This window comes from Streptomyces sp. NPDC006384 (genome assembly GCF_042870695.1).
In the GTDB taxonomy this organism is placed as follows: domain Bacteria; phylum Actinomycetota; class Actinomycetes; order Streptomycetales; family Streptomycetaceae; genus Streptomyces.
Window position 1 is genome coordinate 159248 of record NZ_JBIAHR010000010.1, and the last position, 24533, is coordinate 183780.

Sequence of the window (24533 nt, forward strand, 5' to 3'; positions counted from 1 at the left end):
GACCGCCGCGGACCCCGTACGGGGACCCGCGCGGACGGGGACGCGAGGCCGCTTCCCGGGTTCGCGGCCTACCCTCGACTCATGACCGAAATCGCGAGCCCGCACATCGGCAGTCCGCGGATCCTCGTGCTCGGGGTGCAACCGGGCACGCCGCCGTTCCGGATCGTGGAGATCGACGGACAGGTGGTCGGAGAGGCGACGACCGTCGTCGACGTCCTGGAGGCCGCCGCCGCCTTCGGCATCAAGGTCCACGACCTCGACGACCCCGACGTGGTCCGCTGGGTGGGCGGGGACAAGTTCACCTGGACACCGCGCCAGTCCTGACACCGCGCCGGTCCTGACCGCGCGGACCGGCCGGGCCGCGGGGCCCGCCGGTCCTGCGGACACATAATCGGTTGCCGTCGGCGACGGCGGCGAATGCAATGACCGCCATGGCCACCCAGACACGACCGCCACGGCGCACTGCTACGACTGTCCGGATCGGAGCCCTCGCCCCGCTCGCTCCGCCCGGCTGGACCGAGGCGGGCCGGCACCTGCTGGCCGGGCTCGAGCTGGCCGTGAGCGACGTCAACGACGCCGGCGGAGTCCACGGACGACCGCTGGAGCTGCTGGTCCGGGACACCGCCGCCGACCCGGACCGGGCCGCGGCGGCCGTGGAGGAACTGGCCGGCCTGGGCGTGGCCGCGCTGGCGGGGGAGTACCACAGCGTCGTCGCCCGCGCCGCCGCCGCCGGGGCGGAAGCCCTCGGCCTGCCCTTCCTGTGCTCGTCGGCGGTTCTCGACGCGCTCACCGACCGGCCGGCGGACCGGGTCGCGCGCCTCGCCCCGGCGCAGTCCCGCGGCTGGCGGTTCTACGGGGACTTCCTGCTCGGGGAGGGGCACCGCCGGATCGCCGTCGCGACCCAGCCGAGCGTCTACTGGGCTTCCGGGACCCGCATCCTGCGGGACCACCTAGCTCCGCACGGCGGCACGGTCGTCGAGCTCGACATGAGCGCACCGGACCCCGCGGCGGTGTGCGAGGAACTCGTCGCCCACCGCGCGACGGCCCTCCTGCTGCTGGTCGGCCACCCGGAGCCCGCGGTGCCGGTCGTCAGGGCCGTCCGCCGCGACGCGCGCCTCGCCCACGTCCTGATCGGCGCACCCGCCGGACAGCCGGAGTTCGCCGGATGGACGGCGGCACTGGGCGGCGACGGCGCCGGGATCCCGTTCCTGCGCTACCTGCCCGAGCGCCTCGGCCCCCTCGGCACCCGCGTCGCGGCGGCGCTGCGGGAGCGGCTCGCCGAAGCGCCCTCGTTCGTCGCCCTCGAGGGGTACGACACCGTCCTCGTCCTCGCCGAAGCGCTGCGCGCCCACGGAGTGGACCGGGCGCGCACGGCCGAGGCCTGGCCGCGGGTCGAGGCCGAGGGCACCCGCGGGCGGATCCGGTTCTCCCGCACGCCGGGCGTCGGCGTCTGGCAGTGGACGTGGCCGCCCCTCCAGGTCGCCGACCGCGACCCGGCGGAACCCGGCCGCTTCCGGGTCCTGCGCGCCGGCTGAGGTCCGTCCGGCCCCTTCCCGGGCAGGAGCGGGCCCTTCGCTCAGCCGCGGGGGCGGCGGGCGTGTACCGCGCGGCTGGTCCGCCGGCCCAGGAGAAGGTAGCCGATCAGCGCGCCTGTGCTGTTGAGGATCACGTCGTCGATGTCGAAGGCCCGCCCGGTGACCAGGGAGCCCTGCGCGAACTCCACCAGCAGCATCACCACGGCGGTCAGCAGCAGCACCCGCAGTACCCCGCGCGTGCGCGGCGCGACCACCGGGACCAGGACGCCGAAGGGGACGCCCAGCAGCAGGTTGCCGCCGATCTGCTTCACGGCGTCGCGCAGCGCGGGCTGGTCCAGATAGGCCCGCAGGGAGCGGCCGGGATGCATGTTGGTGTGCGTCAGCGCCTCCGAGGCGGGGGAGGGGTGCAGGGTCAGCCGGGCCAGCACGGCCGCGAACGCCACCATGAACACGAACGCGCACGCCATCGCCAGCAGGCGCAGCGGGAGAGGGAGCGGGCGCCGTTCGCGCCGGCCGGCGTCCTGCGCCTCGTCGGCGCGGGGGCGCCGCAGGGAACTCGGTCGTGGGACGGCACGAGCCATGTGGTCCTCCAGTCGTCAACTTCCCCGCGTGCCGGGCCGGTTACCCGCGAAGCCGCCGGGGATGCCGGGACGTTCCCGGTCCGGGGCCCGCCGTTCAGGACCCGTAGGTGACCCGCACCTCCTCGAACCCGAGGGAGCGCAGCAGGCCCCGCAGCATCGCCGTGGTGTTGTGCTCGGCGCGCGCGGTCAGTCCGCTCTCCTTCGCCGCCTCGCCGATGTGCCGGGCCGCGAGCTTCTGCACGGCCTGCTCGCCGTTCGGGTTGTCCGAGAACAGGTCGCCGAGCCGGTCCAGCAGACCCCGCTGCTTGGAGACGGCGTACGAGCGTTCCGGGTCGAGGGCCGGCTCGCCGAGCGCGGCGTGCGGCAGCCGCAGCGTGGCCGAGGTGCGGTCGCCGTTCACCGACACGTCGTCCTCGCCGACCTTCCCGAGGTCGACATAGGCGCCGACGGTGCCGGCCCCGACGTACAGGGTGCGGGTGCCGCGGACGGCGTCGGGCAGGAACCTGGCGTCCTTCTCGAGGTCCACGACGACCTGGAAGCTGCCGGACGCCGCCTCGTAGCGGCTCATGTCCCGGATGGACTGCAGCAGGGCGGGTCCCGACCGGTCGTGGGTCTCGGAGCCGAAGAGGTCCTTCAGTCCCGGCACGACGCTCAGTCGCAGCCCCGCGAACAGCACGACGAGCACCAGCGCGACGGCGCTCACCGCCTTCGCCCAGCCGGGCATGCGCCGGGGGAGGTGCCTGTTGGGTGTCGTCATGGCGACGGCCCTCCTTCCTGCTGTCCGGATGCCCGCCATCTCCCTTGGCAGGCAGAGGAGTTGGCGGACGGGACGAAGGGCGGGGGCGCGCGGGTGCGGGGCGGTGGCAGGTGCGGTGCCGGCGCGGCGGTGAGCAGCCGGGCCGGGACACCGCCCGTCGTGCCGGTGACCCGCGGCATGTACGGCGTCAGCGGGTGGGCGCGCGACAAGCGCACCCACCCGCCCTCGTCGAGCACACCCCCGGCGCCGTGACGGCCCGTCAACCGTCCGGAAGCGGCGGGGAGTCCCGTCAGTCGACCACGAGGACCAGCTTCCCCGTGGTGCGGCCCGTGTCGCCGAGCGCGTGGACCTGCGCCGCGTCGCTCAGCGGGAACGTCCTCTCGACCGTGGCCCGCAGCGCGCCCGACTCGACCAGACCGGCGATCTCCCGCATGCCGGCCCGGTCCGCGTCGACGAGCATCCGCACGGCCCGCACGCCGAGCCGCTCCGCCTCCTCGAAGAACTCCTGCGACCCGACCGGCAGGATCGACACCACGACCCCGCCCGGACGCAGTACGCGCAGGGACCGCAGCGACGTCTCGCCGCCGATCGTGTCCAGGACGACGTCCACGTCCTTCACCGCCTCGGTGACGTCCGTCTCCCGGTAGTCCACCGGCTCGTCCACGCCCAGCGAGCGCAGGAACTCGTGCTTGCCCGCGCTGGCCGTGCCGATCACGTACGCGCCCCGGGCCTTGGCGATCTGCACCGCCACGTGGCCGACACCGCCGGCCGCCGCGTGGATCAGCACCCGCTGCCCCTGCCGCACGTCGGCCCGCTCCACCAGCGCCTGCCACGCCGTCAGCGACACCAGCGGGAGCGCGCCCGCCCGGACGTGGTCGATCCCGGCGGGCTTGTGGACGAAGCCGCGGGCCGGGGCCGCGACGTACTCGGCGTGGGAGCCGTGGCCGAACGGGTAGGACAGCATGCCGAAGACCTCGTCGCCCGGCCGGAAATCGGCGACGCCGATCCCCACCGCCTCCACCACGCCCGAGACGTCCCAGCCCAGGACGAACGGCGGTTCGCCGAGGAAACCGCCGTTCGCCCGGTGCTTCCAGTCGGTCGGGTTCACTCCGGCGGCGCGCACCCGCACCAGCACCTCGTTCGGTCGCGGCTCGGGCCGTTCCAGCCGTACCTCGCGCAGCACCTCGGGGCCGCCGAGGGTGTCCTGGCTGATCGCTCGCATCGTGTTCACATCGCTCATGCTGACCCAGCCTGCCGTCCGGCGCCCCCCAGGAAAATGGCATGATGGCCATGACTCGATAGGATCGTGCCATGCGGCATGCGAAGCGCCCGGACGGGCGGGCGGAACGGGTCGTGGTGCTGGCCCTCGACGGCGTCTACCCCTTCGAACTGGGCATCCCCAGCCGTGTCCTGGGCGCCGCCGACGGCCGCTACACAGTGCTCACCTGCAGCGTCGACGGCCGGCCGGTGCGCACCGACGCGGACTTCACCGTCACCGCCGACCACGGGCCCGAGGTCCTGGACTCGGCCGACACGGTGGTGATCCCCGCCGTCGCGCCCTCCCGGGTCACCGGCGAACCGCCCCCCGAGGTCGTCGCGGCCCTGGCCCGGATCCGCCCCGACGCGCGCATCGTCTCCATCTGCACCGGCGCCTTCGTGCTGGCCGCCGCGGGGCTCCTCGACGGCCGCCGGGCGACCACCCACTGGCGGCTGACCGGCCTGTTCCGGCGCATGTATCCGCACATTCCCCTCGACCCGGACGTGCTCTTCGTGGCCGACGGCCGTGTCCTCACCTCCGCGGGCGCGGCCTCCGGCGTCGACCTCTGCCTCCATCTCGTACGCGAGGACCACGGCAGCGAACTGGCCAACACGGTCGCCCGCCGCTGCGTGGTCCCGCCCTTCCGGGACGGCGGACAGGCCCAGTACATCGAGCAGCCCGTGCCCGAACGGGGCGCCGCGAGCACGGCCGCGACCCGCGCCTGGGCCCTGGACCACCTCGACGAGCCCCTGACGCTGGCCGATCTCGCCGCGCACGCCCGGATGAGCCTGCGCACCTTCGCCCGGCGCTTCCAGGGCGAAGTGGGCGTCAGCCCCGGCCGCTGGCTGATCCAGCAGCGCGTCGCACGGGCCCGGCATCTGCTGGAGTCCAGCGACCTCCCGGTCGACCAGATCGCGGGCCGGGTGGGTTTCGCCACGGGCGCCTCGCTGCGCCAGCACCTGCACGCGACGATCGGGGTCTCGCCGCAGGCGTACCGCCGGACGTTCCGGTCGGCACGCTGAGACGCACACGCGGACGGGCGCGGCGCCGGACCGGCATCTCCTGACGGCCGGCCGACGCGCCCTCCCCCGGGCGTCGTTGCCCGCCGGCCGACTGAATTCGCCGGGCCGGGAAATGCGCAAGGTACAGGGCCGCGGGGCACGGCGTCCCGTGCCCGGAATCCTTCGGAGGAGACATGGCACTGGTCAACGCGGGCGTCGTGGTGCTCGACTGCTCGGAACCCGAGAGGCTCGCCGAGTTCTACAAGGGGCTGCTGGACGCGGAGGAGACCGAGGTGTCCGCCAACCGCATCGAGATCAGCGGGCCCGGCGGTTTCCGCATGGCGTTCCGCCGGGACGTCAACGCGACCCCGCCGAGCTGGCCCCGCCCCGAGAACTCCCTCCAGGCCCACCTGGACTTCGTGGTGGACGACCTCGACGAGGCGGAGCGCGGGGTGGTGGGGCTCGGCGGGCGCCCGCTGGAGGCGAAGGACGCGCCGGGCCCGCACGAGGAGCGCGGCTTCTCCGACCCGGCGGGCCACTCCTTCACCCTGCGCCGCGGCACGGCGCCGACGGCACCCAAGCAGGGCTGATCCCCGCGTCCCGGAGGGTGCCGCCTGCGCCGTGCGTGCCGCGGGCGGCCGGTCCTGGCCGCCCGGGTACGGCCCCGTCCGGCCCGGTCAGTCCCGGCCGCCCTTGTCGCCGACCGGCCACACACCGGTGGAGCGCTCGATCGCCTTGGCCCCGGTCCGGTCCACGGCACTGCGTACGGCGGCGAAGATGGCACCCTGGATCGCGGCGGCCAGCAGGATCTCCCCCCAGCCGCGGTCCGGGTCCAGGGCGTCGGGCGCGTCGTCCTCGTGACGGAGGAGCTTCCACGTCCTCTGGAAGGCCATCCCGGCCAGCGCGCCGCCGGCCCAGCCCAGGACGAAGCCGACGGGCTTGTAGGCGAGGGGGAGCTTCTGCTTCTTCTTCTTGGCCACGTGGATCTCCTTCGGGTTCGGTGGATGACTGCGGTGAACGACACCGGTGAGTGACTCCGGTGAGCGGCGCGTACGCGCCGCGGGGTCAGGGCCTGCCGCGCGCCGGCACCTCCTCCCCGGCGCGCACCGGCCCCGGCGGGGTGCCGTCGCCGAACGGACGGCCGCCCAGCTCCTCCCGGTGATGCGGCGTGAGCCAGCCGGACAGGTCCGGGCCCAGCGGCACGATGCCGGTCGGATTGATGCCGGTGTGGACCTGGTAGTAGTGCCGCTTGATGTGGTCGAAGTCGACGGTGTCGCCGAATCCGGGCGTCTGGAACAGGTCGCGGACGTAGGCCCACAGCACCGGATTCTCCGTCAGCTTCCAGCGGTTGCACTTGAAATGGCCGTGGTAGACGGCGTCGAAGCGCACCAGCGTGGTGAACAGGCGGATGTCCGCCTCCGTGATCGTGTCCCCGACCAGGTAGCGCTGCCTCTCCAGCCGGGGCGTCAGCCGCTCCAGCCGCCGGAACACGCCCGCGCAGGCGGCCTCGTACTCCTCCTGGCCGGTGGCGAAACCCGCCCGGTAGACGCCGTTGTTGACGTCCTCGTAGACGCCCGCCATCACCTCGTCGATCTCGTCGCGCAGGGCGTGCGGATACAGGTCGGGCGCGCCCGGCCGGTGCAGGGCCGTCCATTCGGTCGCGAAGTCCAGGGTGATCTGCTGGTAGTCGTTGGTGACCAGCTTCCCGCTGGGCACGTCCACGACCGCCGGCACGCTCACCCCGCCCGGGTAGCCGGTCTCCCGCTTGTCGTAGGCCTCGCTGAGGAAGCGGATGCCGAGGACGGGGTCCCGGCCGTCCGGGTCCAGGGTGAAGCGCCAGCTGCGGTCGTCCTGGACCGGGTCGGCGACCGCCAGGGACAGCGCGTCCTCCAGACCGAGCAGCCGCCGGGACACCAGGGCCCGGCTCGCCCACGGGCAGGCGCGGCTGACCACCAGCCGGTAGCGGCCCGCCTCCACGGGCCAGCCGTCCCGGCCGTCCGCGGTGATGCGGTCCGTGAAGTGGCTCCTGGACCGCTTGAACGCCTTCCTGCCGTAACCGCTGTTGCCGGGCGTCCCGTCGCCGTCGCCGCTCATGGGACGTACCTCCCTGTTGTCGCCGTGCCCTGGGGAACGCGTTCCCAGTTTTCCGCCGCCGGCACTGACGGGCCACCCACGGGCCGGGTGTGAGCGCGCCTGCGGGAGGGCAGTCGCCCCTCGTGAGCGGGACATTTTCGAACAGGGCAGCGAACGACGGGCGGTCCGGCGGAGAGACGGACCGGGGGAGAGGCCCCGGGACGGCCGACGGGGCGCACACCGGGACATCCGGCGGGCAGAGCAGGGGGAAGGCCGGCGGTGCCGACCGCAGGACGCGGATCACCGTGCTGGTGGCCCTCGCGGCCAACCTCGTGATCGCGGTCGCCAAGGCCGTCGGCGGTTTTCTCGCGGGCTCCCCCGCGCTGCTGTCCGAGGCGGCGCACTCGGTGGCCGACAGCGTGAACGAGGTCTTCCTCCTCGCCGCGCTGCGCCGCAGCCGCCGTCCCGCAGACCGCCGCCACCCCTTCGGCTACGGCAAGGAACGCTTCTTCTGGTCGCTGCTGGCAGCCGTCGGGATCTTCGTCATGGGCGGCTGCTTCTCCTTCTTCCAGGGCGTCGAGGCCCTCAGGACGGGCGCCGAGGAGGATCTCGGCGGCTATGTGGCCGGGCTGGTCGTGCTCGGTGTCGCGCTGCTCGCCGAGGGGACCTCGCTGCTGCGGGCGCTGCACCAGGTGCGCCGGCAGGGCGGTGCCGCCGAAGGGATGCGCGACCCGGCGCTGCGCACGGTCGTCGCCGAGGACGGCACCGCGGTGCTCGGCGTCGTCCTCGCCATGATCGGCATGGTCCTGCACATGGTCACCGGGCAGGTGGTGTGGGAGGCGTGCGCCTCGCTCGCCATCGGCGCGCTGCTCGTCCACGTGGCGTACCGGCTGGGCCGCGAGGCCCGCGACCAGCTGATCGGCGAGGCCGCCGACCCGGAGGCGAGCGGACGGATCCGCGCACTGCTGGAGGCGCAGCCGGAGATCGACAGCGTCGAGGCGCTGTTCACGATGAAGACGGGGCTCGACTCGACGCTGGTGGCCGCCCGCATCGACCTCGTCCCCGGCCTGGACAGCGAGCGGGTGGAGGAGGTGTCCGTGCGCATCAAGAGGTCCCTCGCGCACACCGTCCCCGAGGCCCGGCAGATCTTCCTCGACGTCACCGACCGCCGCGCGCGGGAGGCAGCGGAAAGCCCCGCCGCGACGGGGGAACGCGGCGGGGCCTGAACTCCGCGTGCCCGGCATCGGCCGGGACATGCACGCGGAACCGGGATTTCCTTCCCCGGCCCGGATCAGTTCCCGTCGGCCGGCTCCAGGACGAAGACCGGGATCTCACGGTCCGTCTTCTTCTGGTAGTCCGCGTACGCCGGGTACGCCGCGACGGCACGCTCCCACCACTCGGCCTTCTCCGCGCCGGTGACCTCACGGGCCGTCATGTCCCGCTTCCTCGGGCCGTCCTGCAGTTCCACATGGGGGTCGGCCTTGACGTTGTGGTACCAGAGCGGATGCTCGGGCGCACCGCCCAGGGAGGCGACCACCGCGTAGCGGCCCTCGTGCTCGACGCGCATCAGCGGCGTCTTGCGGATCTTTCCGCTGCGGGCGCCCCGCGTGGTCAGCACGACCACGGGCCGGCCCGTGTCCGCCAGGGTCGTCCCCTCGGTGCCGCCGGAGCTCTCGTAGAGCTCCACCTGCTCGCGCACCCACCGCGTCGGGCTGGGTTCGTACTCGCCCTCAAGAGGCATGATTCTCGTCCCGTCCTCACGTCGTACGGCTGACTGGCACCGCGGTCCGACACCGGCCGGTGCACGGCTCCATCCCTACCCCGTTCCGGCCCCGTACCGCCGGAAGCCGCGCGACACGGAGCGCCGTCGTCCGCGGTCGGGTCCGGTGTCTTCCCGTGCGGTGGGCGCCGTGCGGGGAGTTGAGTAAGGTTCCGGCGTGACCCGAGAGGCCCGGAACAGCGAGAAGCCCTTTCTCTACGTCGTCGTCTGCGCCGCCGGTGTGGCCGACGGTGTCGGCGGGCTGATCGCCGCCGCGCAGGGACGCGGCTGGGATGTCGGTGTCCTCGCCACCCCGGTCGCCATGGGCGGCTTCTTCGACGTCGCCGACGTCGAGGCGCAAACCGGCCGCCCCGTCCGCTCGGCCTGGCGCCGGCCGGACGATCCGCGCCCCTTCCCGGCGCCCGACGCCGTCGTGGTCGCGCCCGCCACCTTCAACACGGTCAACAAGTGGGCCGCCGGACTGGCCGACACCCTCGCCGTGGCCACCCTGTGCGAGGCGTCCGGCCTCGGCGTCCCCGTCGCCGTCCTGCCCTGCGTGGCCGACGCGCTGGCCTCCCACCCCGCCTACCGGGAGAGCCTGGTACGGCTGCGCGCGATGGGTGTGCGCTTCGGGGCCCCGTACACGGGGCAGGCGGCGGCGGACGGCACGCGTCCCGGGTTCGCCTGGGAGCGTGCCCTGGACCTCGTCGAGGAGGGCTGACCCGGCACCGGATCAGGGCCGGGGCGGCGGGCTGCCCCCAGGGCTCAGGGGGGGCAGGGACTCAGGGGCCGGTCCCGGCCTCCAGGGCGGTGACCGTCACCGACGACGCGTTGCCGCCCACCGGCACCTCACCGGCGGTCCACCTCACCGTGAGCGACTCCCGTTCGTCCGGCGGCGTCACGAGCAGCGCCGCCGGGGTGGCGGTGCGGGCGCCGCTGATCTGCGGGCTGGAGAACGACAGCCCGGCCCACGCGCTCCCGCCCGGTTCCAGCGTGACCTTCCGCGGCGACGCGGGGGCACGCTCGGGGTCCGGGCCGAGCTGCTCGCCGGACGCGTCCACGAACGCGGCGCCCGGGAAGCCGTACAGCGTGCAGGTGCGCGCGGAGGTGTTGGTCAGCACGACCGGGAAGTTGCGCTGTCCGGCGCCCGGGTCGACGCGGCCGACCGAGGCGCGCAGCTCAAAGGCGCGGCAGCGCCCCTCGGCGCGCGCCGAGGCGGACGCGGATCCGGCGCTGTCACCGGACGCGGTGCCGGCGGTGCCGTCAGGAGCGGTGTCGTCGGGTGTGGTGCCGGCCGTCGGCCCGCCGCCGGTGTCACGGGGCGCGGGCGCGCTGCTGCCGGGGGCGGCGGCAGCGGAGTCGGCCTGCCCGGACGGTGTCGCGCTCGCCGTGCCGTCGTCGGTGCCGCAGGCGGTCAGCAGGCCGAGCACCGCCACCGCGCTCGCCAGCAGGGCCGTACGGCCTGCGGGCCGGTTCGTCTTCGCCATCGCTTCTCCACACTCCCGTGGGTTCGTCGCGCACGACTTCCGGCAGAGGCGCCGGACCGCACGCCCTGCGCCTTCGGGTGTCCCGCCGCGGCGGGCGGGAAACCGCGGCTCACTCCTCCTCGACCAGCGCCAGCTCCGCCCAGATGGTCTTGCCCTCGGCGGTGTGCCGGCTGCCCCAGCGCTGGGTGAGCTGGGCCACCAGCAGCAGGCCGCGCCCGCCCTCGTCCCAGGTCTTGGCCCGCCGCAGGTGCGGCGCGGTGTGACTGGTGTCGGAGACCTCGCAGATCAGCGTCGTCGCGTCGTGGATCAGCCGCAGCCGGATGGGCGGCGCCCCGTACCGGATGGCGTTGGTGACCAGCTCGCTCACCACCAGCTCGGCGGTGAAGGAGGCCTCCAGCAGCGCCCATGCGGACAACTGGTCGACGACCTGCTTGCGGACCGGCGCGACCAGCGACGGGTCGGCCGGGATGTCCCAGGTGGCGACCTGACCGGCGGGCAGCCCCCGGGTACGGGCCAGCAGCAGCGCCACGTCGTCGGAGGACCCGCCGGACGGGAGCAGCGCGTGCAGCACCCGGTCGCAGGCCGCCTCCAGGGAGTCGGCGGGGAGGGCCAGCGTCTCGCGCAGCAGAGCCTGGCCCGCGTCGGCGTCCCGCTCCCCGCTCTTGACCAGCCCGTCGGTGTAGAACGCCAGCACGCTGCCCTCGGGCAGTTCCAGCTCGGCGGACTCGAAGGGCAGGCCGCCCACGCCCAGCGGCGGACCCGACGGCAGCGCGACCTGCCGGGGCGGCCCGTCCGGCGGCATCAGAACGGGCAGCGGATGCCCGGCCCGGGCCAGGGAGCAGCGCCGCGACACCGGGTCGTACACCGCGTACAGACAGGTGGCGCCGAGCTCGCCCGTGCCGTCGCCGCCGGACTCCTCCGACAGCCGGACGACGAGGTCGTCCAGGTGCGTGAGGAGCTCCTCGGGGGTCAGGTCGATGTCGGCGAGGGTGCGCACGGCGGTGCGCAGCCGGCCCATGGTGGCCGAGGCCTGGATGCCCTGGCCGACGACGTCCCCGACGACCAGCGCGACCCGCATCCCCGACAGGGGGATGATGTCGAACCAGTCGCCGCCGACCCCGGAACGGGCGGCGGGCAGATAACGGGAGGCGGCCTCCAGCGCCGCGGTGGGCGGCAGCCACCGGGGGAGCAGGCTGCGCTGCAGGGTCAAGGTCGTCTCACGCTCGCGGGAGTACCGGCGGGCGTTGTCGATGCAGACGGCGGCGCGGGCACTGACCTCCTCGGCCAGCAGCACGTCGTCGTGGGTGAACGCGTCGGGGTGCCGGAACCTGGTGAAGACCGCGACGCCCAGGGTCGCGCCGCGCGCCTGCAGCGGCACGGACATCGTGGAGTGGATGCCGTACTCCTCGACCCGCCCGACGCGGACGGGATCCCACTGCCGCCACACCTCCAGGTCGCCGCTGGGCACGGCGGCGACGATCGCGTGCCCCGCGACCAGGCACTCGGCCTGCGGGGACGTCGCCGGGTAGACGTCCAGCCGGCCCGGCTCGGCGACCGCCTCCGGGCAGCCCGGGTTGACCGACTGGTGCGCCGCCCTGCGCAGGGTGACGGGCGGCGTGGGCGCGGCGACGGGCTCGCCGCCGTTCTCCTGCGGGTCCAGCAGATCGACGCTGACGAAGTCGGCGAGCGCCGGGACGCACACGTCGGCCAGTTCCTGCGCGGTGCGGGTGACGTCGAGCGTGGTGCCGATGCGCACACTGGCCTCGTTGACCAGCTGCAGCCGTTCCCGGGCGAGGTGCTGCTCGGTGAAGTCGTGGGCGCTCACGCAGACGCCGCGCACCCGGCCGTCGTCGCCGGTGAGGGGGGCGATGCGGGCCAGCCAGGCGTGGGCGCGGCTCTCACCGGGGGCCTTGAGGTGCGTGTGCATGTCGTGGCCCTCGCCGGTGGCGAGCACCTGCCGCATGTGCTCCTCGAGTTCGGCGGTCTGGCGCCGGGCGCCGAGGTCCGTCGCCCGCAGGCCGCGGATGCGGTCCGGGGGGAGGCCGACCAGCCGTGCCATGGCGTCGTTGACGCCGCGCAGCCGGAGCCGGTCGTCGAAGATCATCGTGGCGCACGGCGACTGGGCCAGGGCGGCTCTGGTCAGCAGGTCGTCCGACGGTTCGGGGCCGTCGTCCAGGGGGGTGACGGCGAGCCACGTGCCCGGGCCGCCGTTCTCGGGGGGTCTGCGGCGCGCCAGCAGCCAGACGGACACCGTGTGCCCGTCGCGGTGGCGCAGCTTCAGCGTGCCGCTCCACCGGTCCTCACCGAGGCCGGGAGCCGGACGTTCGGCGCCGTCGGCCAGCAGGTCGGCGGCGGGGCGTCCCACGACGTCCGCGGCCCGGTGGCCCAGCAGCAGGCGCGCGCCCTCGTTCCACTCCCGCAGTGTGCCGGAGTCGTCGACGACGGCGCGCGCCGTGGCGGCATCGTCGTACGGGTTGACCGGACTCATCCTCGTCACTCCATTGCGCACACCCACAGTGAACACCGCGTCACCTGCGTCCCAGCCTAGTGCGTCCGGGCCGCCCGCGGACCCGAACCACCGGGCTCACGGAGCCCTCCGGGGGCGCGCACCGGCGCACCGGTGGGCCGCCCCGAGGCGGGAAGGGCTTTCCGCGCCCCCGGCGTCCCCGCCCGGCGCGACGCCGGTGCCTGTGAGCCCAGGATCCCTTGCCGCCAACCCTGCGGTACCCCCGTACCACACGTCTGACCTGCGTCTATTTACGGTTCAGTACCCGAGCGGTACCGTGGGAGGCATGCCAGCTCTGAACGTGGAGTTCAGCGACCGCGAGCTCGAGGACCTGCGGCAGATCGCCAAGGAACGCGGTACGTCGATGAAGGCGCTCGTGCGGGAGGCCGCCGCCGCCGACATCGCCCGGCACCGGGCACTTCAGGAGGGCGCGGAGGCGTTCCGCCGGTTCTTCACCGCCCACGCCGACGAATTCGCCGCCGCCTTCCCCGACGACGAACCACCGCACGCCCGGAGCGAGGGGCGGGCCGCCTGACCCATGGCACCCCTTCTGCACATCGACGTGCCCTGGCTGCTCCAGCGACACGAGGAGGTGCTGCCGGAGCAGCCCACGATCAACGACTTCTCCGCGCTGGTCGCGGCCGTCGCCCGGCACCGGGTCGACCCGCCCCGCCTCGGGGTGGACTCCGACCCCGCCTGGCGGGCCGCCGCCCTGCTGCACACCCTCGCCGTGCTCCGGCCCCTGCCGTCGGCCAACGCCCGTTTCGCCTGCGCGACGGCGGTGGCGTACATGTTCGCCAGCGGCGTCGGCATCGACCCGCCCTACGGCGCCCTCGTCGACCTCGCCCGCGACCTGCTCACCGGCGACGCCGACGTCTACGGGGCGGCCGACCGGCTGCGTTCCTGGCAGATCTGAGCCGCTCCCCGGGCGCCGCCGGTCCCCGCCCGGTTCCCTCCCGGCGGCCGGACATAGGCTTGCCGACATGAACCGATGGGAGCAGCTGACCGGCGGCGGTTCCGGCGAGCGGTACGCCGCCCGTTTCGCGGAACTCGCCGAACAGGGGCAGGACGTGCACGGCGAGGCACGGTTCTGCGCCGCGCTGATGCCTCCCGGGGCACGCGTGCTGGACGCCGGCTGCGGCACCGGACGGGTCCTGATCGAGCTCGCCCGGCTCGGACACGACGGAGTGGGCGTGGACCAGGACGCCTCCATGCTGGAGGTGGCCCGCCGGAACGCGCCCGGACTGACCTGGCTGCAGGCCGACCTCGCGGAGTTCGACCCGGCCGCCGCGGGCATCGCCGCCGGCTTCGACCTCGTCGTCGCCGCGGGCAACGTCTTCCCGCTCCTCGCCCCGGGCACCGAGCCCGCCGTCGCCGCCGCGCTGGCCCGGGCACTGCGCCCGGGCGGCCTGCTCGTCGCCGGGTTCGGCCTGGACCGGGACCATCTCCCCGTGCCGCCCGGCCTCACCCTGGCGGAGTACGACGCCTTCTGCGCCGCGGCCGGCCTCACGCTCACCGACCGCTTCGCCACCTGGGACGCCGACCCGTACGACGGCGGCGGATACGCGGTCAGCGTCCACCGCCGCTGAGACGCCCCCGCCCGGGCCCGGCGCCCCGCCGCCGTTCGCCCCGGCGGCGCTCAGTCCCCGGCCGCGGGCCCGCCGTCCGCCGGACCGTCGCCCGGGCCGGACGACCGGGCGCGGTGACTGGTGTCGCACCAGGGGTAGCGGCGGCTGCGCCGGCAGGTGCACAGGGCGACCCGGAAGCGGTCCGAGGACACCGTCGTCCCGTCCTCCAGCTCGACCTCCACGGGGCCCTCCACCAGCATCGGCCCGCGCCGCTGGACGGTGATCCGGCGGGGCTGCCGGTCAGACGGGGAGTTCGGCACGGACGACCACCAGCTCTTCCTCGTTGTCGGCAAGGGACAGCAGGCCACGCTGCCGCAGCCAGCGCTCCCGGCCGCGCAGCACGGGCCCGAAGGCGATCCGCCGGCGCCGGCTCACCGCCGCCTTCAGACCGGCCGCCCGCAGACACGCGACCGTGAGCTCCGGGTCGCTGAGCGCGGACTGCACCAGCAGCAGCACCCCGCCGGGCCGCAGCAGCGCCGGCACCTCGCGGCAGATCCGGTCCAGGACCAGCCGGCCGTCGTGACCGGCGTCCCAGGCCCGCGCCGCGCCGCGCGGCCGGCGCCCGGCGGCCGGCGCCGGGACGTAGGGAGGATTGGCGAGGACGAGGTCGAACGTCTCGCCCCGCACGGGGGTGAACAGGTTGCCGCGCCGGACCCTGAGGCGCACCCCGGCCCGTGCGGCGTTCAGCCGGGCCGCCCACACGGCGCGCCGGGACACGTCCACCGCGGTGACCCGGCAGCCGCGCCGGGCCGCGGCCAGCGCCAGGGCGCCCGAGCCGGTCCCCACGTCGAGCACGGCCGCGCCCGGTGGCAGCGACTCGTCGGACAGCGCCCCGATCAGCAGGGCGGTGTCCTCCTGAGGGGCGTAGACGCCCGGAAGCACCATGAAATCCACGGAACCCGCGTACCCCGCTCGTCACGGAACATGGGAGGCCTCGTGAGGAGCACGGGCCGCGTGGGCGAGGGGGGTGCGCAGGGACGAGCGGCCGGCCCGCCAGTCGGCGAGCAGCCGGCCGCCGAAGCGGTCCTCCAGGAGGCCGGTGGCGTCGATGCCGAAGACGACGTCCGCCGCGAGGTGCGGTTCCTGCTCCAGCAGACCGCCGATCACCTCGTGCCGCACGATCTGCTCGTGCACCGCGTCGGCCTCCACGTGCTCGTCGTAGAAGTGTTCGGCGGCGGGCCCGGCACCGGTGCGGCGCATCGCCCGGGCGAGCCGCCGGGAACCGGGGGAGGAGGTGATCTCGACGGCCGCGAAGTGCCCGACCAGGGCCCCGCGCAGCGCCCGGTGCAGACCGAACAGCGACATCATGTTCACCGTCGCCAGACACTCGGCCGAGCCCGCGTCCAGATACCGCCCGTACGCCGTGTCCAGACCCAGGTCCGTCATCAGGTCGGCGAACAGGCGGGCGTGCACCCGGTCGGCGCGGCCGCCGCCGTACTCGTCGAACTCCACCGCCGCCATCGCCGCCTTCGCGCGGCCCCACAGTCGCGGCAGCACCCAGGCGTGCGGATCGGCCTCCTTGAGGTGGTACAGGGAGCGCTGGGCCGCGTACTCCCGCAACTGCCACAACTCGCCCTCGTCCCGCAGGAAATGGCTGACGCCCTCGCCGTCGACGGGCTCGACGAGCAGCGCCCCGACCGCCTCCTCCACGCTGTCGTGGACGGGCGTGTCGGCGCGCAGCGCGGACAGGAAGCGGTCCTCCAGCGCCGCCCGGACGCGCAGCAGGCCGGGGTCCCACTCCAGGCCGGGAGTCACCCCGGCGAAGCCGCGGTAGTGCAGCTCGTAGCACTGGTACAGGGCGAGCTGCAGGTCGTCGCCGTAGGGCTGCGCGACGGCGGCGTCCTCCGGGTCAGGCAGCGGACCCGTGCCGAGCAGATACGCGCCGACGGCCGCGGAGAGCGGGCCCCGGGCCGTCGGCAGCTGTGGTTCTTCGCGGACGTTCTCCATGCGACGCGGGTACCCGGGCGGAGCCGTGGCACCCCCGGCCGCGCGGAGCACCGTGTCACTCTCCCTCGGCGTCCTTCTGGGCGCCGGGGTCGGGCGAGGTGGCGTCCCCGGCCTCGCCGCGGCGCGGGTCCTCGTCCGACTCCGCGTCGCGGGGCCTGGCCTCCTCGATCTCGCGCAGGACCTCGTCGATGGCCGTCTCGGGCGGCTTCTGGTTCCGGTCGTCGTGGGTCACGGAGTGCTCCTTCTCTCGTGCGGTTCGGTGTCGTCACCCGGTTCTGTCGTCACCGGGTCCGGCCCGGTTGGAGTCCGGCGGTGCGTCAGCGCGACCCGGCCGCGATGCGCAGGGGCACCGGGCCGGGGACGGCGGGCTCGCCGCCGCCGCGGGCGAACTCGGCCCACCAGGACGGGCCGTCCTCGATGTGGCGCAGCATGATCCCCTCCCGGATCCCCCAGGGGCACAGCGTCACGGACTCCAGCCCGGTCAGCTTCATCGCCGTGTGCCCCACCACCGCGCCGGCCAGGCTCTGCGCGGAGCGCGGCGCGGAGATGCCCGGCAGGCGGGCCCGCTCGGCGGCGGACAGGACGGCCAGCCGGTCGACCGCCCGCCTGAGATCCGCGCAGGTCATCCGCCGTTCCTCGAAGGGCCCGTGCCGGCCGGGCAGGGCCCCGCACAGCCGGCCGAGCTGCTGGAAGGTGCGCGAGGCGGCCACCGCGGTGCGCGGACCCTCCCAGCGGATCCGCGCCGCCACGTCCCGCAGCTGGTGGCGGACCCCGCGGCGCAGCGCCCGCAGCTGCTCCGGGTGCGGCGGCTCCTCACCGCCGGCGAGGAACTCGTGGGTCAGCCGCCCCGCCCCCAGCGGCAGCGACGCCACGAAGTCGGGCAGCCGGCCGCGGCCGAAGGCCACCTCGAACGTCCCGCCGCCGATGTCCAGCAGGGCGAGCGGCCCCGAGCGCCAGCCCATCCAGCGCCGGGCCCCGAGGAACGTCAGCTCGGCCTCCACCTCGCCCGGCAGCGTGCACAGGGCGACCCCGGTGCGGTCGCGGACGGTGCGCAGCACCTCCTGGCGGTTCGGGGCGGCACGCACCACGGCGGTCGCGAAGGCCAGCGGTTCGGCCGCGCCCCACCGGGCCGCGGTCCGGTTCGCGTCGGCGACCGCCGCCACCAGCCGCTCCAGGGCCTCCCCGGGCACCGGGGAGCCCGGCGGGACCTGCTCGGACAGCCGCAGCCGCCACTTCGCCGTGTGGACCGGCAGCGGGACCCCGCCCTCCGCGTCCGCCACGACCAGCCGGACCGTGTTCGACCCCACATCCACCACGCTGATTCGCATGAAGGCGCTGGTACCCACTCGCGGACCGCTCCAACAGTGCCCGGGCGCCGGACCCTCAGGCCAGCTGCCGCCGCACCAGCTCGTGCAGCCGGCCGCCCGTGTCCGCGAGCAGCTCGGCGGGTGTCCCCTGCTGGGCGATCCTGCCGTCCTCCAGCACGATCACACGGTCGGCGTCCAGCACCGTGGACAGCCGGTGCGCGATGACGATCCGGGTGGCGCGCAGGGCCTTGGTCGACTCGATCACGGTGCGCTGCGTCGCGTTGTCCAGGGCGCTGGTCGCCTCGTCGAGGAAGACGATGCGCGGCCGGCGGATCAGCGCCTGCGCGATCATCAGCCGCTGCCGCTGGCCGCCGGAGACCGCCCCGCCGTCCGACACGATGGTGTGCAGGCCCATCGGCATCCGCCCGATGTCCTCCGCGAGCCCCGCCATCTCGGCCGCCGCCATCGCCTCCTCGGGCGTGTACGGCTCGGTGCCGCGGATGACGTCCAGGATCGAGCCGGTGAACGGCTGCGCGTGCTGGAGCACCACCCCGCACTGGCGGCGCACGGCGGACGGGTCGAGGGCGGCCAGGTCCTGGCCGTCGTACAGGACACTGCCCGACAGGGGGCGGTCGAAGCCGATGAGCAGCCTCAGCAGGGTCGACTTGCCGCAGCCGCTGGGCCCCACGATCGCCACGAACTCGCCCGGCCGCACCGAGAACGACACGTCGTCCAGGACCAGCGGCCCGTCGTCGGTGTAGCGGAACGACAGCCGCCGCGCCTCGATCGCCCCGGACAGCGGCCCCGGCCGGGCGCTCGCCGTCCGCGCCTCCGGCGTCGCCTCCAGCACCGGCCTGATCTCCTCCAGCAGCGGCAGTGCCGCCACCGCCGACACGAAGGCGCCGGTCAGCTGGGTGACCGAGGTCAGCAGCATCGTCACCGAGGCGTGGAAGGCGAGGAAGTCCGCCGCCGGCATCGAGCCGCGCGCCGGGCCGGCCAGCAGCATGAACATCAGCAGGGTGCACAGCGGCAGGTGGACCGCGCCGAGCACCGCGTTGAGGTTCTTGATCCGCCCGGCCCGCCGCTGGAGCTCACGGCTGCGCGCGAACTGCTCCGCCCAGGCCGCGTACGCGTAGTTCTCGGCCGCCGCGACCCGCAGCTTGGGCAGTCCGCGCAGCGTCTGGAAGGCCTGGTTGTTCAGCTTGTTGGTGAGCTTGACCAGCCGCCGCTGCCAGCGCACCTGCCACAGACCGAGCCCCAGGAACACCCCGGCGACGACCACCAGCATGCCGATCGCCGCGAGCGCCATCGGCACGCTGTACCAGAGCAGCAGCCCCAGGTTCACGACACCGACGGTCACCGACTGGGCCACCGTCGGACCGACCCCGGCGAGCAGACCGCGGACGGCGCTGACACCCATGGCCGCGCTCGCCAGTTCGCCGGTGGAACGGCCGCTGAAGAACGCCGTCGGCAGCCGCAGCAGCCTGTCCCACACGGCAGGCTGGAGGGTGGCCTCGACACGGCCCTCCAGCCGCAGGATCGTGAGGTTCTGCATCAGCATGAACGCCGCCGCGACGACACCGCCGGCCATCACCGCGAGACACACCTGCGCGATCGGCCCGGTCTGCGCCCTCGGCACGAACTCGCCGAGCACCTTGCCGGTCGCGACCGGCACCAGCGCGCCGACCGCCACGGTCACCAGACCGGCGAGCAGCAGCCCCGCCAGGTCGCGGCGCGTGCCCCGCAGACAGAACCGCAGCAGCCCCAGCGGCCCCGGCCGGTGTTCGGGCAGCGGCCGGTAGAACATCACCGCGCGCGGCTCGAACTCCCCGGCCCTCGCCTTCCCGACCGGGGTCTCCCGGCCGGTCGCCGGATGCACGGCCACATAGCCGCCGCGCCGCCACAGCAGCGCCACCGGCGCGCCCGACAGCGCCCGGTGGCCGACCAGCGGCCCCATGTCCTCCCGCCACCAGCGGCCCTGGAGCCGCACCGTCCGGGTGCGGACCCGGGAGGCGAGGGCGATCCGTTCCACCGGGTCGAGCCGGTCGTCGCCCCCGCCGCCGTGGTGGTCCGGCTTCGCCAGTGCGATCCCGGCCGCGCGGGCGACCAGCTCGCAGGCCGCGTAGGTGGCGTCCGCGTCGGCGGCCGTGACGCGCCTGCCGGGGCGCCCGCCGATGGAGGCCAGCAGCGTCCGGTCGGCCCGGGCGCGTACCGCCTCACCGGCCTCGATGCCGGCCGCCGTACGGGTCTCGTGGGTGCGCTCCAGCTGCTCGATCCAGCGGTCCAGCGTGGTCAGCAGCCGGTACTGCTGGTCCACCATGCTCTGCCACAGCGCCGGGTCCATCAGCAGGTCGGCGGCGGCCTCGTCGCCGTACACCGCGCCGTACTGCACGCTGCCCGGCGGGACCTGCATCCAGAACACGTCGTCGTCGTCCCCCACGCTCGAACACGCTCGCGCGGGGGGACCCCCGGGCGCCGCCGTCCGTTCGTCGGCCATCGGCGCCTGGAAGAGGACGGACAGGCCGCGCCCGACGCCCAGGGCGAGGGCGTACTCCAGCGGGCTCGTCGCCGGCGGCACGTACCGGGGGTCGCCGTACTCGTCGTACGACCAGCCCTGCGCGGGCGCCGGCCGGTACAGCTCGCGCAGCCCGATGCGGTGCAGCACGCAGTCCCGCAGCGGGCGGGCGACCAGGGTGTGCCGGGGGCCGGTCACCGGGCCGAGCAGCACCGTGCCCGCCTCCAGGCGGCCCAGGTGGTGCCAGTGCCCCTCCTGCTCCGCGTCCACCGCGAACAGGTCCACCGCGCCGGAGGCGACCAGCCAGAGCACCTGCGGGCCCTCCAGGCCGAGGCGGTTGAGCCCGGCGCAGTCGACGCGCGTGCCCAGGGAGCCGAGCGCGCCCAGGACGAGATCGCCCCGCCCTTCGTGGACCGTCGTCATCTCACCGCTCCTCGACCAGCGCCGCGTAGGCGCCGCCGCGCGCCACCAGTTCCTCGTGCCGCCCGCGCTCCACGACCGTGCCGTGCTCCAGGACGACGATCTCGTCGCTGTCCCGCACCGTGCTCAGCCGGTGCGCGATCACCACGCACGCGCAGCCCCGCCGGCGCAGGTTGTCCATCACCACCAGCTCGGTCTCCGCGTCCAGCGCGCTGGTCACCTCGTCCAGGACCAGGATGCTGGGCCTGCGCACCAGCGCCCGCGCGATCTCCAGGCGCTGGCGCTGCCCGCCGGAGAAGTTGCGCCCGTCCTGCTCGACCCGGCTGTGGATGCCGCCCGGCCGGCGCATCACGACGTCGTACAGCGCGGCGTCCCTGAGCGCCTCCACCACCGCCTCGTCGGGGATCGAGGGGTCCCACAGCGCCACGTTGTCGCGCACCGTGCCCTCGAAGAGGAACACGTCCTGGTCGACGAAGGAGACGGACGAGGCCAGCGCCCCGCGCGGAATGTCCTCCAGACGCTGCCCGTCGATGCGGATCACGCCCTCCCACGGGGTGTACAGGCCGGAGATCAGCCGGGACACCGTGGACTTGCCGCTGCCCGAGCCGCCGACCAGCGCCACCTGCCGGCCCGGGCCGACGGTCAGGTCGAAGCCGGTCAGCAGCGGCTTGTCTAGGGGGCTGTAGCCGAACGAGACGTTCTCCAGCTCGACGTGTCCGCGCAGCCGGCGCGTGGAACCGCTGTCGCCGGGACGGCCGTACAGCGGGTCGGCCCGGAAGTTCTCCACGTCCTTCAGACGGGCCACGTCGGCCGCGAAGTCCTGGATGCGGCCCGCGACGCCGTTCAGCCGGGTCAGCGGAGCCGTGAAGCGGGTGACCAGCGCCTGGAAGGCGACCAGCAGACCGACCGAGAGGTGCCCCTCGACCGCCCGCATGCCGCCGATCCACAGGATCAGCGCGCTGTTGAGCGTGGCGAGCGTCGGCGCGACCACCCCCAGCCAGGCGCCCGGCACCCCGAGCCGCTGCTGCTCCTCCAGCGTGACGGCGTGCTGCCCGGCCCACTTGCGGAAGTAGCCGTCCTCCCCGCCGGTCGCCTTCATCGTCTCGATCAGCTGGAGACCGGTGTACGCCGTGCCGGCCAGCCGGGCCGAGTCCGCCCGCAGCTTCGCCGTGCGCGTCGCCCGCAGCCCGACGACGACCCGCATCGCGACGATGTTCAGCAGCGCCACGCCGATGCCGACGAACGTGAGCTGGGGGTCGTACGTGTACAGCAGCACCGCGTACAGCACGACGACGACCGCGTCGACGCCCGCCGCCGCGAGGTCGCGGGCCAGGGTCTCGGCGACGGCGTCGTTGGACTGGAGGCGCTGCACCAGGTCGGCCGGGCTGCGCTGCGAGAAGAACGTCACCGGCAGCCGCAGCAGATGCCGCAGGAAACGGGCGCTGGAGAGCGTGGAGGAGATGATGCGGCCGTGCAGCAGGTTCGCCTGCTGGAGCCAGGTCAGCACCACCGTCAGCAGCACACAGGCCGCCATCGACGTGAACAGCACGCCCAGCGGCGAGGTCTGCCCGCCGATCAGGAACGTGTCGATGTAGGTACGGCTGAGCGCGGGCACCGCCGCGCCCACCGCCACCAGCAGCAGGCTCGCCAGCACGGCGGCGGGCAGCGTGCCCGCGGTGCCGCGCAGCCGGGCCGGCATCGCGCCGAGCACGCCCGGCCTGCGCCCGCCCCGGACGAAGCCCTCGCCGGGCTCCATGGTCAGCACGACGCCGGTGAAACTGCCGTCGAACTCCTCCAGGGGCACGAAACGGCGTCCCTTGCCGGGGTCGTTGACGAACACCCCGCGCCTGCCGAAGCGCCGGCCCATGCCGTCGTAGACGACGTAGTGGTTGAACTCCCAGAACAGGACGGCCGGTGCCCTCATCCCGGCGAGGGCGGCCAGGTCCATCTGCATGCCCTTGGCGGTCAGCCCGTAACTGCGGGCCGCCTTCAGCAGGTTGCCGGCGCGCGAACCGTCGCGGGAGACACCGCACGCGATGCGCAGCTCCTCCAGCGGGACGTGCCGGCCGTAGTGGGCGAGCACCATCGCGAGGGCGGCGGCGCCGCACTCCACGGCCTCCATCTGCAGCACGGTGGGCGTGCGCACCGCGCGCACCCGCTTCCCGGGCAGGGTGCGCCGCTTGCGCGGGGCGGCACGGCGTCCGCCGCGGGAGCCGGTCGCGGCGCTCACGGCAGCAGCCAGTCGACGGGACGCCGGTCGGCCAGCCGGACGGAGCCCGTGGCCAGCGTCATGGAGGTCAGGCCGTACGGCGGCCCGTCCGCGGACGACCACGCGTAGCCGCTCCTCGTGGTCCTCGAGGTGGTCAGCCGGACCGTCACGGCCACCGGCGCGCCCTCCCCGGCGAACCGCTCGCCGAGCCGCGCGTCCCCGAGGAACGCGCCGATCGACCGCGCCGACTGGACCGAGCGGTCCACCGACTCCACACGGCCGCGCAGCACGCCGTACTCCTCGGCCGGCACCGACTGGACGGTCAGGTCGACGGGGGCGCCGTCGGGGATGGACGCGGCGTTCTGCGCGGGGACGTACACGGTGGCGCGGAGCGGGTCGTCGGCGTGGGCGACCTTCTCCACCGACGCGACGTCCGCGCCCGTGCGGATGATCTGTCCGACGGCGGCGGCGAGCGCGCTGACCCGTCCGGCGTCGAGCGAGCGGACGACGGTGTCGCCCTCGCCCGTACGGACCCTCAGCACGGGGGAGCCGGCCGCCAGCCGTTCGCCCTGGCGGGCGAGGACCGCGGTGACCTGGCCGGACACCGGACTCTGCAGGACGTAGGAGCCCTGCCCGTGGGTGAGGACGGCGGGCGCCTCGACCGTGGAGGCGACCGACCCCGTCACCGCCCACACGGACGCGGCGGCCATCGCGACGACGGTCACGGACAGCACCAGCCAGCCCTGCGGGCGGGCGAGACGCACCGGAAGGTCGATCTCCTCCGGCGACCGGAGTCTGGCGAGGGCCTGTTGGCGGAACTGCACGTCGGAGGTGTCCCGGAAGAGCGAGGAGGAGCGGGCGGGGAAGGGGGAGCGGCGGGGAGCGGTGGGGAACCGCGGCCGGGCCCCGGAGCCGGGGGTACGGCTCCGGGACCCGGCGGCACGGGGACGCGGTCAGAGACCGGCGACCAGGCCCGTGACCGGGGCCGTGTTCAGGCCGGTGACACCCTCGACGGTGCCGACGGCGGTGTTGAGCAGGCCCGAGACCGGGGCGATGCCGTCCACCAGGCCGGTGACGGTGCCGACGGCGTTCACGCTCAGGCCGCCGGAGACGGCGTCGAGCTCGGCGTCGGAGATCTCGGCGGTCTCGACCTGGGGGGTGGAGTTCATGATGGAACTTCCCTTCGTATAGCCAGTTCACAAGGGGGAGCGATCCTCTCCGGCCCCTTCCGGGGACGGACGACGGTCGCGGCCACGGGCGGCCGGGCGCCCCTTTCCGGAGCCCTCCGCGGCCCCCGCGGTGCGATGGATCAAAGCACGCCGCCGGTCCGCCCTTCCAATCAATCACCCCTCTCACCTGGGAAGTTGCGAGGCCGAGGCGCCCAACCGTGCAGGCGCGCACACCTCTTCACGGCGACTTCTCCACACCCGCCACCGCATCACCCCGCAAGGCCTCTTGCCCGCGCGGCGGCGAATCCGGCACTCCCGCCCCAAAGGCGTGCGGGGCACCTCGCGGTTGTGGAGATCGGCCAACCGGGGTGACCGGGTTGG

Annotated in this window: 26 protein-coding genes; 9 read left to right on the forward strand and 17 right to left on the reverse strand. The window is 74.7% G+C overall.

Annotation, left to right across the window (positions count from 1 at the left end; translation table 11 throughout):
- The first annotated feature begins 81 nt into the window (after positions 1-81).
- Together ACFYOJ_RS16105 and ACFYOJ_RS16110 are read left to right on the forward strand one after the other, a co-directional pair.
- A complete protein-coding gene (locus ACFYOJ_RS16105; RefSeq protein WP_356557050.1) occupies positions 82-324 on the forward strand; it encodes a hypothetical protein in 243 nt (80 codons plus the stop codon).
- 98 nt (positions 325-422) lie between these two features.
- Complete coding sequence (locus ACFYOJ_RS16110) at positions 423-1535, forward strand: ABC transporter substrate-binding protein (RefSeq protein ID WP_356557051.1); 1113 nt, start codon at positions 423-425, stop codon at positions 1533-1535.
- Between the two features lie 41 nt (positions 1536-1576).
- Here ACFYOJ_RS16110 and ACFYOJ_RS16115 read toward each other — a convergent pair whose 3' ends face one another.
- The 3 genes from ACFYOJ_RS16115 to ACFYOJ_RS16125 form a co-directional block, all read right to left on the reverse strand.
- Positions 1577-2116 (reverse strand): VanZ family protein, encoded by a 540-nt coding sequence (locus tag ACFYOJ_RS16115; RefSeq protein ID WP_356557052.1) that lies wholly within the window; start codon positions 2114-2116, stop codon positions 1577-1579.
- Positions 2117-2210: 94 nt separating this feature from the next.
- Entirely contained in the window at positions 2211-2873 is a 663-nt protein-coding gene (locus tag ACFYOJ_RS16120; RefSeq protein WP_356557053.1) for a DUF4230 domain-containing protein, read from the reverse strand.
- A 289-nt stretch (positions 2874-3162) separates the two neighbouring features.
- The gene (locus tag ACFYOJ_RS16125; protein WP_356557054.1) at positions 3163-4113 is read right to left on the reverse strand and encodes an NADP-dependent oxidoreductase; all 951 of its coding nucleotides are present in this window, start codon (positions 4111-4113) and stop codon (positions 3163-3165) included.
- Positions 4114-4184: 71 nt separating this feature from the next.
- Between ACFYOJ_RS16125 and ACFYOJ_RS16130 the strand changes: the two genes are divergently transcribed.
- Complete coding sequence (locus ACFYOJ_RS16130) at positions 4185-5153, forward strand: helix-turn-helix domain-containing protein (protein WP_356557055.1); 969 nt, start codon at positions 4185-4187, stop codon at positions 5151-5153.
- A gap of 173 nt (positions 5154-5326) precedes the next feature.
- Positions 5327-5722: a VOC family protein gene (locus ACFYOJ_RS16135; protein WP_356557056.1), complete on the forward strand. Its 396-nt coding sequence runs from the start codon at positions 5327-5329 to the stop codon at positions 5720-5722.
- An 87-nt stretch (positions 5723-5809) separates the two neighbouring features.
- Here the strand turns inward: ACFYOJ_RS16135 and ACFYOJ_RS16140 are convergent, their stop codons facing one another.
- Together ACFYOJ_RS16140 and ACFYOJ_RS16145 are read right to left on the reverse strand one after the other, a co-directional pair.
- Positions 5810-6112: a DUF4235 domain-containing protein gene (locus ACFYOJ_RS16140; protein WP_356557057.1), complete on the reverse strand. Its 303-nt coding sequence runs from the start codon at positions 6110-6112 to the stop codon at positions 5810-5812.
- Positions 6113-6197: 85 nt separating this feature from the next.
- On the reverse strand, positions 6198-7226 hold the full coding sequence (locus ACFYOJ_RS16145) for a glutathione S-transferase C-terminal domain-containing protein (RefSeq protein WP_356557058.1): 1029 nt from the start codon (positions 7224-7226) through the stop codon (positions 6198-6200).
- 122 nt (positions 7227-7348) lie between these two features.
- Here ACFYOJ_RS16145 and ACFYOJ_RS16150 point away from each other — a divergent pair, with 122 nt between their 5' ends.
- Positions 7349-8431: a cation diffusion facilitator family transporter gene (locus ACFYOJ_RS16150; protein WP_388597084.1), complete on the forward strand. Its 1083-nt coding sequence runs from the start codon at positions 7349-7351 to the stop codon at positions 8429-8431.
- A 65-nt stretch (positions 8432-8496) separates the two neighbouring features.
- Here the strand turns inward: ACFYOJ_RS16150 and ACFYOJ_RS16155 are convergent, their stop codons facing one another.
- A complete protein-coding gene (locus ACFYOJ_RS16155) occupies positions 8497-8946 on the reverse strand; it encodes a nitroreductase family deazaflavin-dependent oxidoreductase (protein WP_356557059.1) in 450 nt (149 codons plus the stop codon).
- Positions 8947-9142: 196 nt separating this feature from the next.
- On the opposite strand from ACFYOJ_RS16155, the gene ACFYOJ_RS16160 reads away from it, so the two are divergent.
- The gene (locus tag ACFYOJ_RS16160; RefSeq protein WP_356557060.1) at positions 9143-9685 is read left to right on the forward strand and encodes a flavoprotein; all 543 of its coding nucleotides are present in this window, start codon (positions 9143-9145) and stop codon (positions 9683-9685) included.
- Positions 9686-9746: 61 nt separating this feature from the next.
- Here the strand turns inward: ACFYOJ_RS16160 and ACFYOJ_RS16165 are convergent, their stop codons facing one another.
- Both ACFYOJ_RS16165 and ACFYOJ_RS16170 read right to left on the reverse strand, forming a co-directional pair.
- Entirely contained in the window at positions 9747-10451 is a 705-nt protein-coding gene (locus ACFYOJ_RS16165; RefSeq protein ID WP_356557061.1) for a DUF4232 domain-containing protein, read from the reverse strand.
- A 109-nt stretch (positions 10452-10560) separates the two neighbouring features.
- Entirely contained in the window at positions 10561-12939 is a 2379-nt protein-coding gene (locus ACFYOJ_RS16170) for a SpoIIE family protein phosphatase (RefSeq protein WP_356557062.1), read from the reverse strand.
- A gap of 304 nt (positions 12940-13243) precedes the next feature.
- Between ACFYOJ_RS16170 and ACFYOJ_RS16175 the strand changes: the two genes are divergently transcribed.
- The 3 genes from ACFYOJ_RS16175 (at position 13244) to ACFYOJ_RS16185 (ending at position 14546) form a co-directional block, all read left to right on the forward strand.
- Complete coding sequence (locus ACFYOJ_RS16175; RefSeq protein WP_356557063.1) at positions 13244-13492, forward strand: hypothetical protein; 249 nt, start codon at positions 13244-13246, stop codon at positions 13490-13492.
- Positions 13493-13495: 3 nt separating this feature from the next.
- The gene (locus tag ACFYOJ_RS16180) at positions 13496-13873 is read left to right on the forward strand and encodes a toxin Doc (protein ID WP_356557064.1); all 378 of its coding nucleotides are present in this window, start codon (positions 13496-13498) and stop codon (positions 13871-13873) included.
- 67 nt (positions 13874-13940) lie between these two features.
- Positions 13941-14546 carry a class I SAM-dependent methyltransferase gene (locus ACFYOJ_RS16185; RefSeq protein WP_356557065.1) on the forward strand — a complete coding sequence of 202 codons (606 nt, stop codon included), beginning with the start codon at positions 13941-13943 and terminating at the stop codon, positions 14544-14546.
- A gap of 50 nt (positions 14547-14596) precedes the next feature.
- Here the strand turns inward: ACFYOJ_RS16185 and ACFYOJ_RS16190 are convergent, their stop codons facing one another.
- From ACFYOJ_RS16190 to ACFYOJ_RS16230, 9 genes are all read right to left on the reverse strand, one after another.
- Positions 14597-14845, reverse strand: a complete 249-nt coding sequence (locus ACFYOJ_RS16190) for a CDGSH iron-sulfur domain-containing protein (protein ID WP_356557066.1) — start codon at positions 14843-14845, stop codon at positions 14597-14599.
- A complete protein-coding gene (locus ACFYOJ_RS16195) occupies positions 14826-15470 on the reverse strand; it encodes a HemK2/MTQ2 family protein methyltransferase (protein WP_356557067.1) in 645 nt (214 codons plus the stop codon). Before ACFYOJ_RS16195 ends, ACFYOJ_RS16190 begins: the two co-directional genes overlap by 20 nt.
- Before the next feature lie 30 nt (positions 15471-15500).
- Positions 15501-16532, reverse strand: coding sequence for an iron-containing redox enzyme family protein (locus tag ACFYOJ_RS16200; RefSeq protein WP_356557068.1), 1032 nt, complete (start codon positions 16530-16532; stop codon positions 15501-15503).
- A 55-nt stretch (positions 16533-16587) separates the two neighbouring features.
- A complete protein-coding gene (locus ACFYOJ_RS16205; RefSeq protein ID WP_356557069.1) occupies positions 16588-16764 on the reverse strand; it encodes a hypothetical protein in 177 nt (58 codons plus the stop codon).
- Between the two features lie 85 nt (positions 16765-16849).
- The gene (locus tag ACFYOJ_RS16210; RefSeq protein ID WP_356557070.1) at positions 16850-17860 is read right to left on the reverse strand and encodes a Ppx/GppA family phosphatase; all 1011 of its coding nucleotides are present in this window, start codon (positions 17858-17860) and stop codon (positions 16850-16852) included.
- Positions 17861-17915: 55 nt separating this feature from the next.
- On the reverse strand, positions 17916-20777 hold the full coding sequence (locus ACFYOJ_RS16215) for an NHLP bacteriocin export ABC transporter permease/ATPase subunit (RefSeq protein ID WP_356557071.1): 2862 nt from the start codon (positions 20775-20777) through the stop codon (positions 17916-17918).
- 1 nt (position 20778) lies between these two features.
- On the reverse strand, positions 20779-22896 hold the full coding sequence (locus ACFYOJ_RS16220; RefSeq protein WP_388597140.1) for an NHLP family bacteriocin export ABC transporter peptidase/permease/ATPase subunit: 2118 nt from the start codon (positions 22894-22896) through the stop codon (positions 20779-20781).
- Positions 22897-23000: 104 nt separating this feature from the next.
- Positions 23001-23807 (reverse strand): HlyD family efflux transporter periplasmic adaptor subunit, encoded by an 807-nt coding sequence (locus ACFYOJ_RS16225; RefSeq protein WP_356557073.1) that lies wholly within the window; start codon positions 23805-23807, stop codon positions 23001-23003.
- 129 nt (positions 23808-23936) lie between these two features.
- Positions 23937-24152: a type A2 lantipeptide gene (locus tag ACFYOJ_RS16230; protein WP_356557074.1), complete on the reverse strand. Its 216-nt coding sequence runs from the start codon at positions 24150-24152 to the stop codon at positions 23937-23939.
- Positions 24153-24533 lie beyond the last annotated feature (381 nt).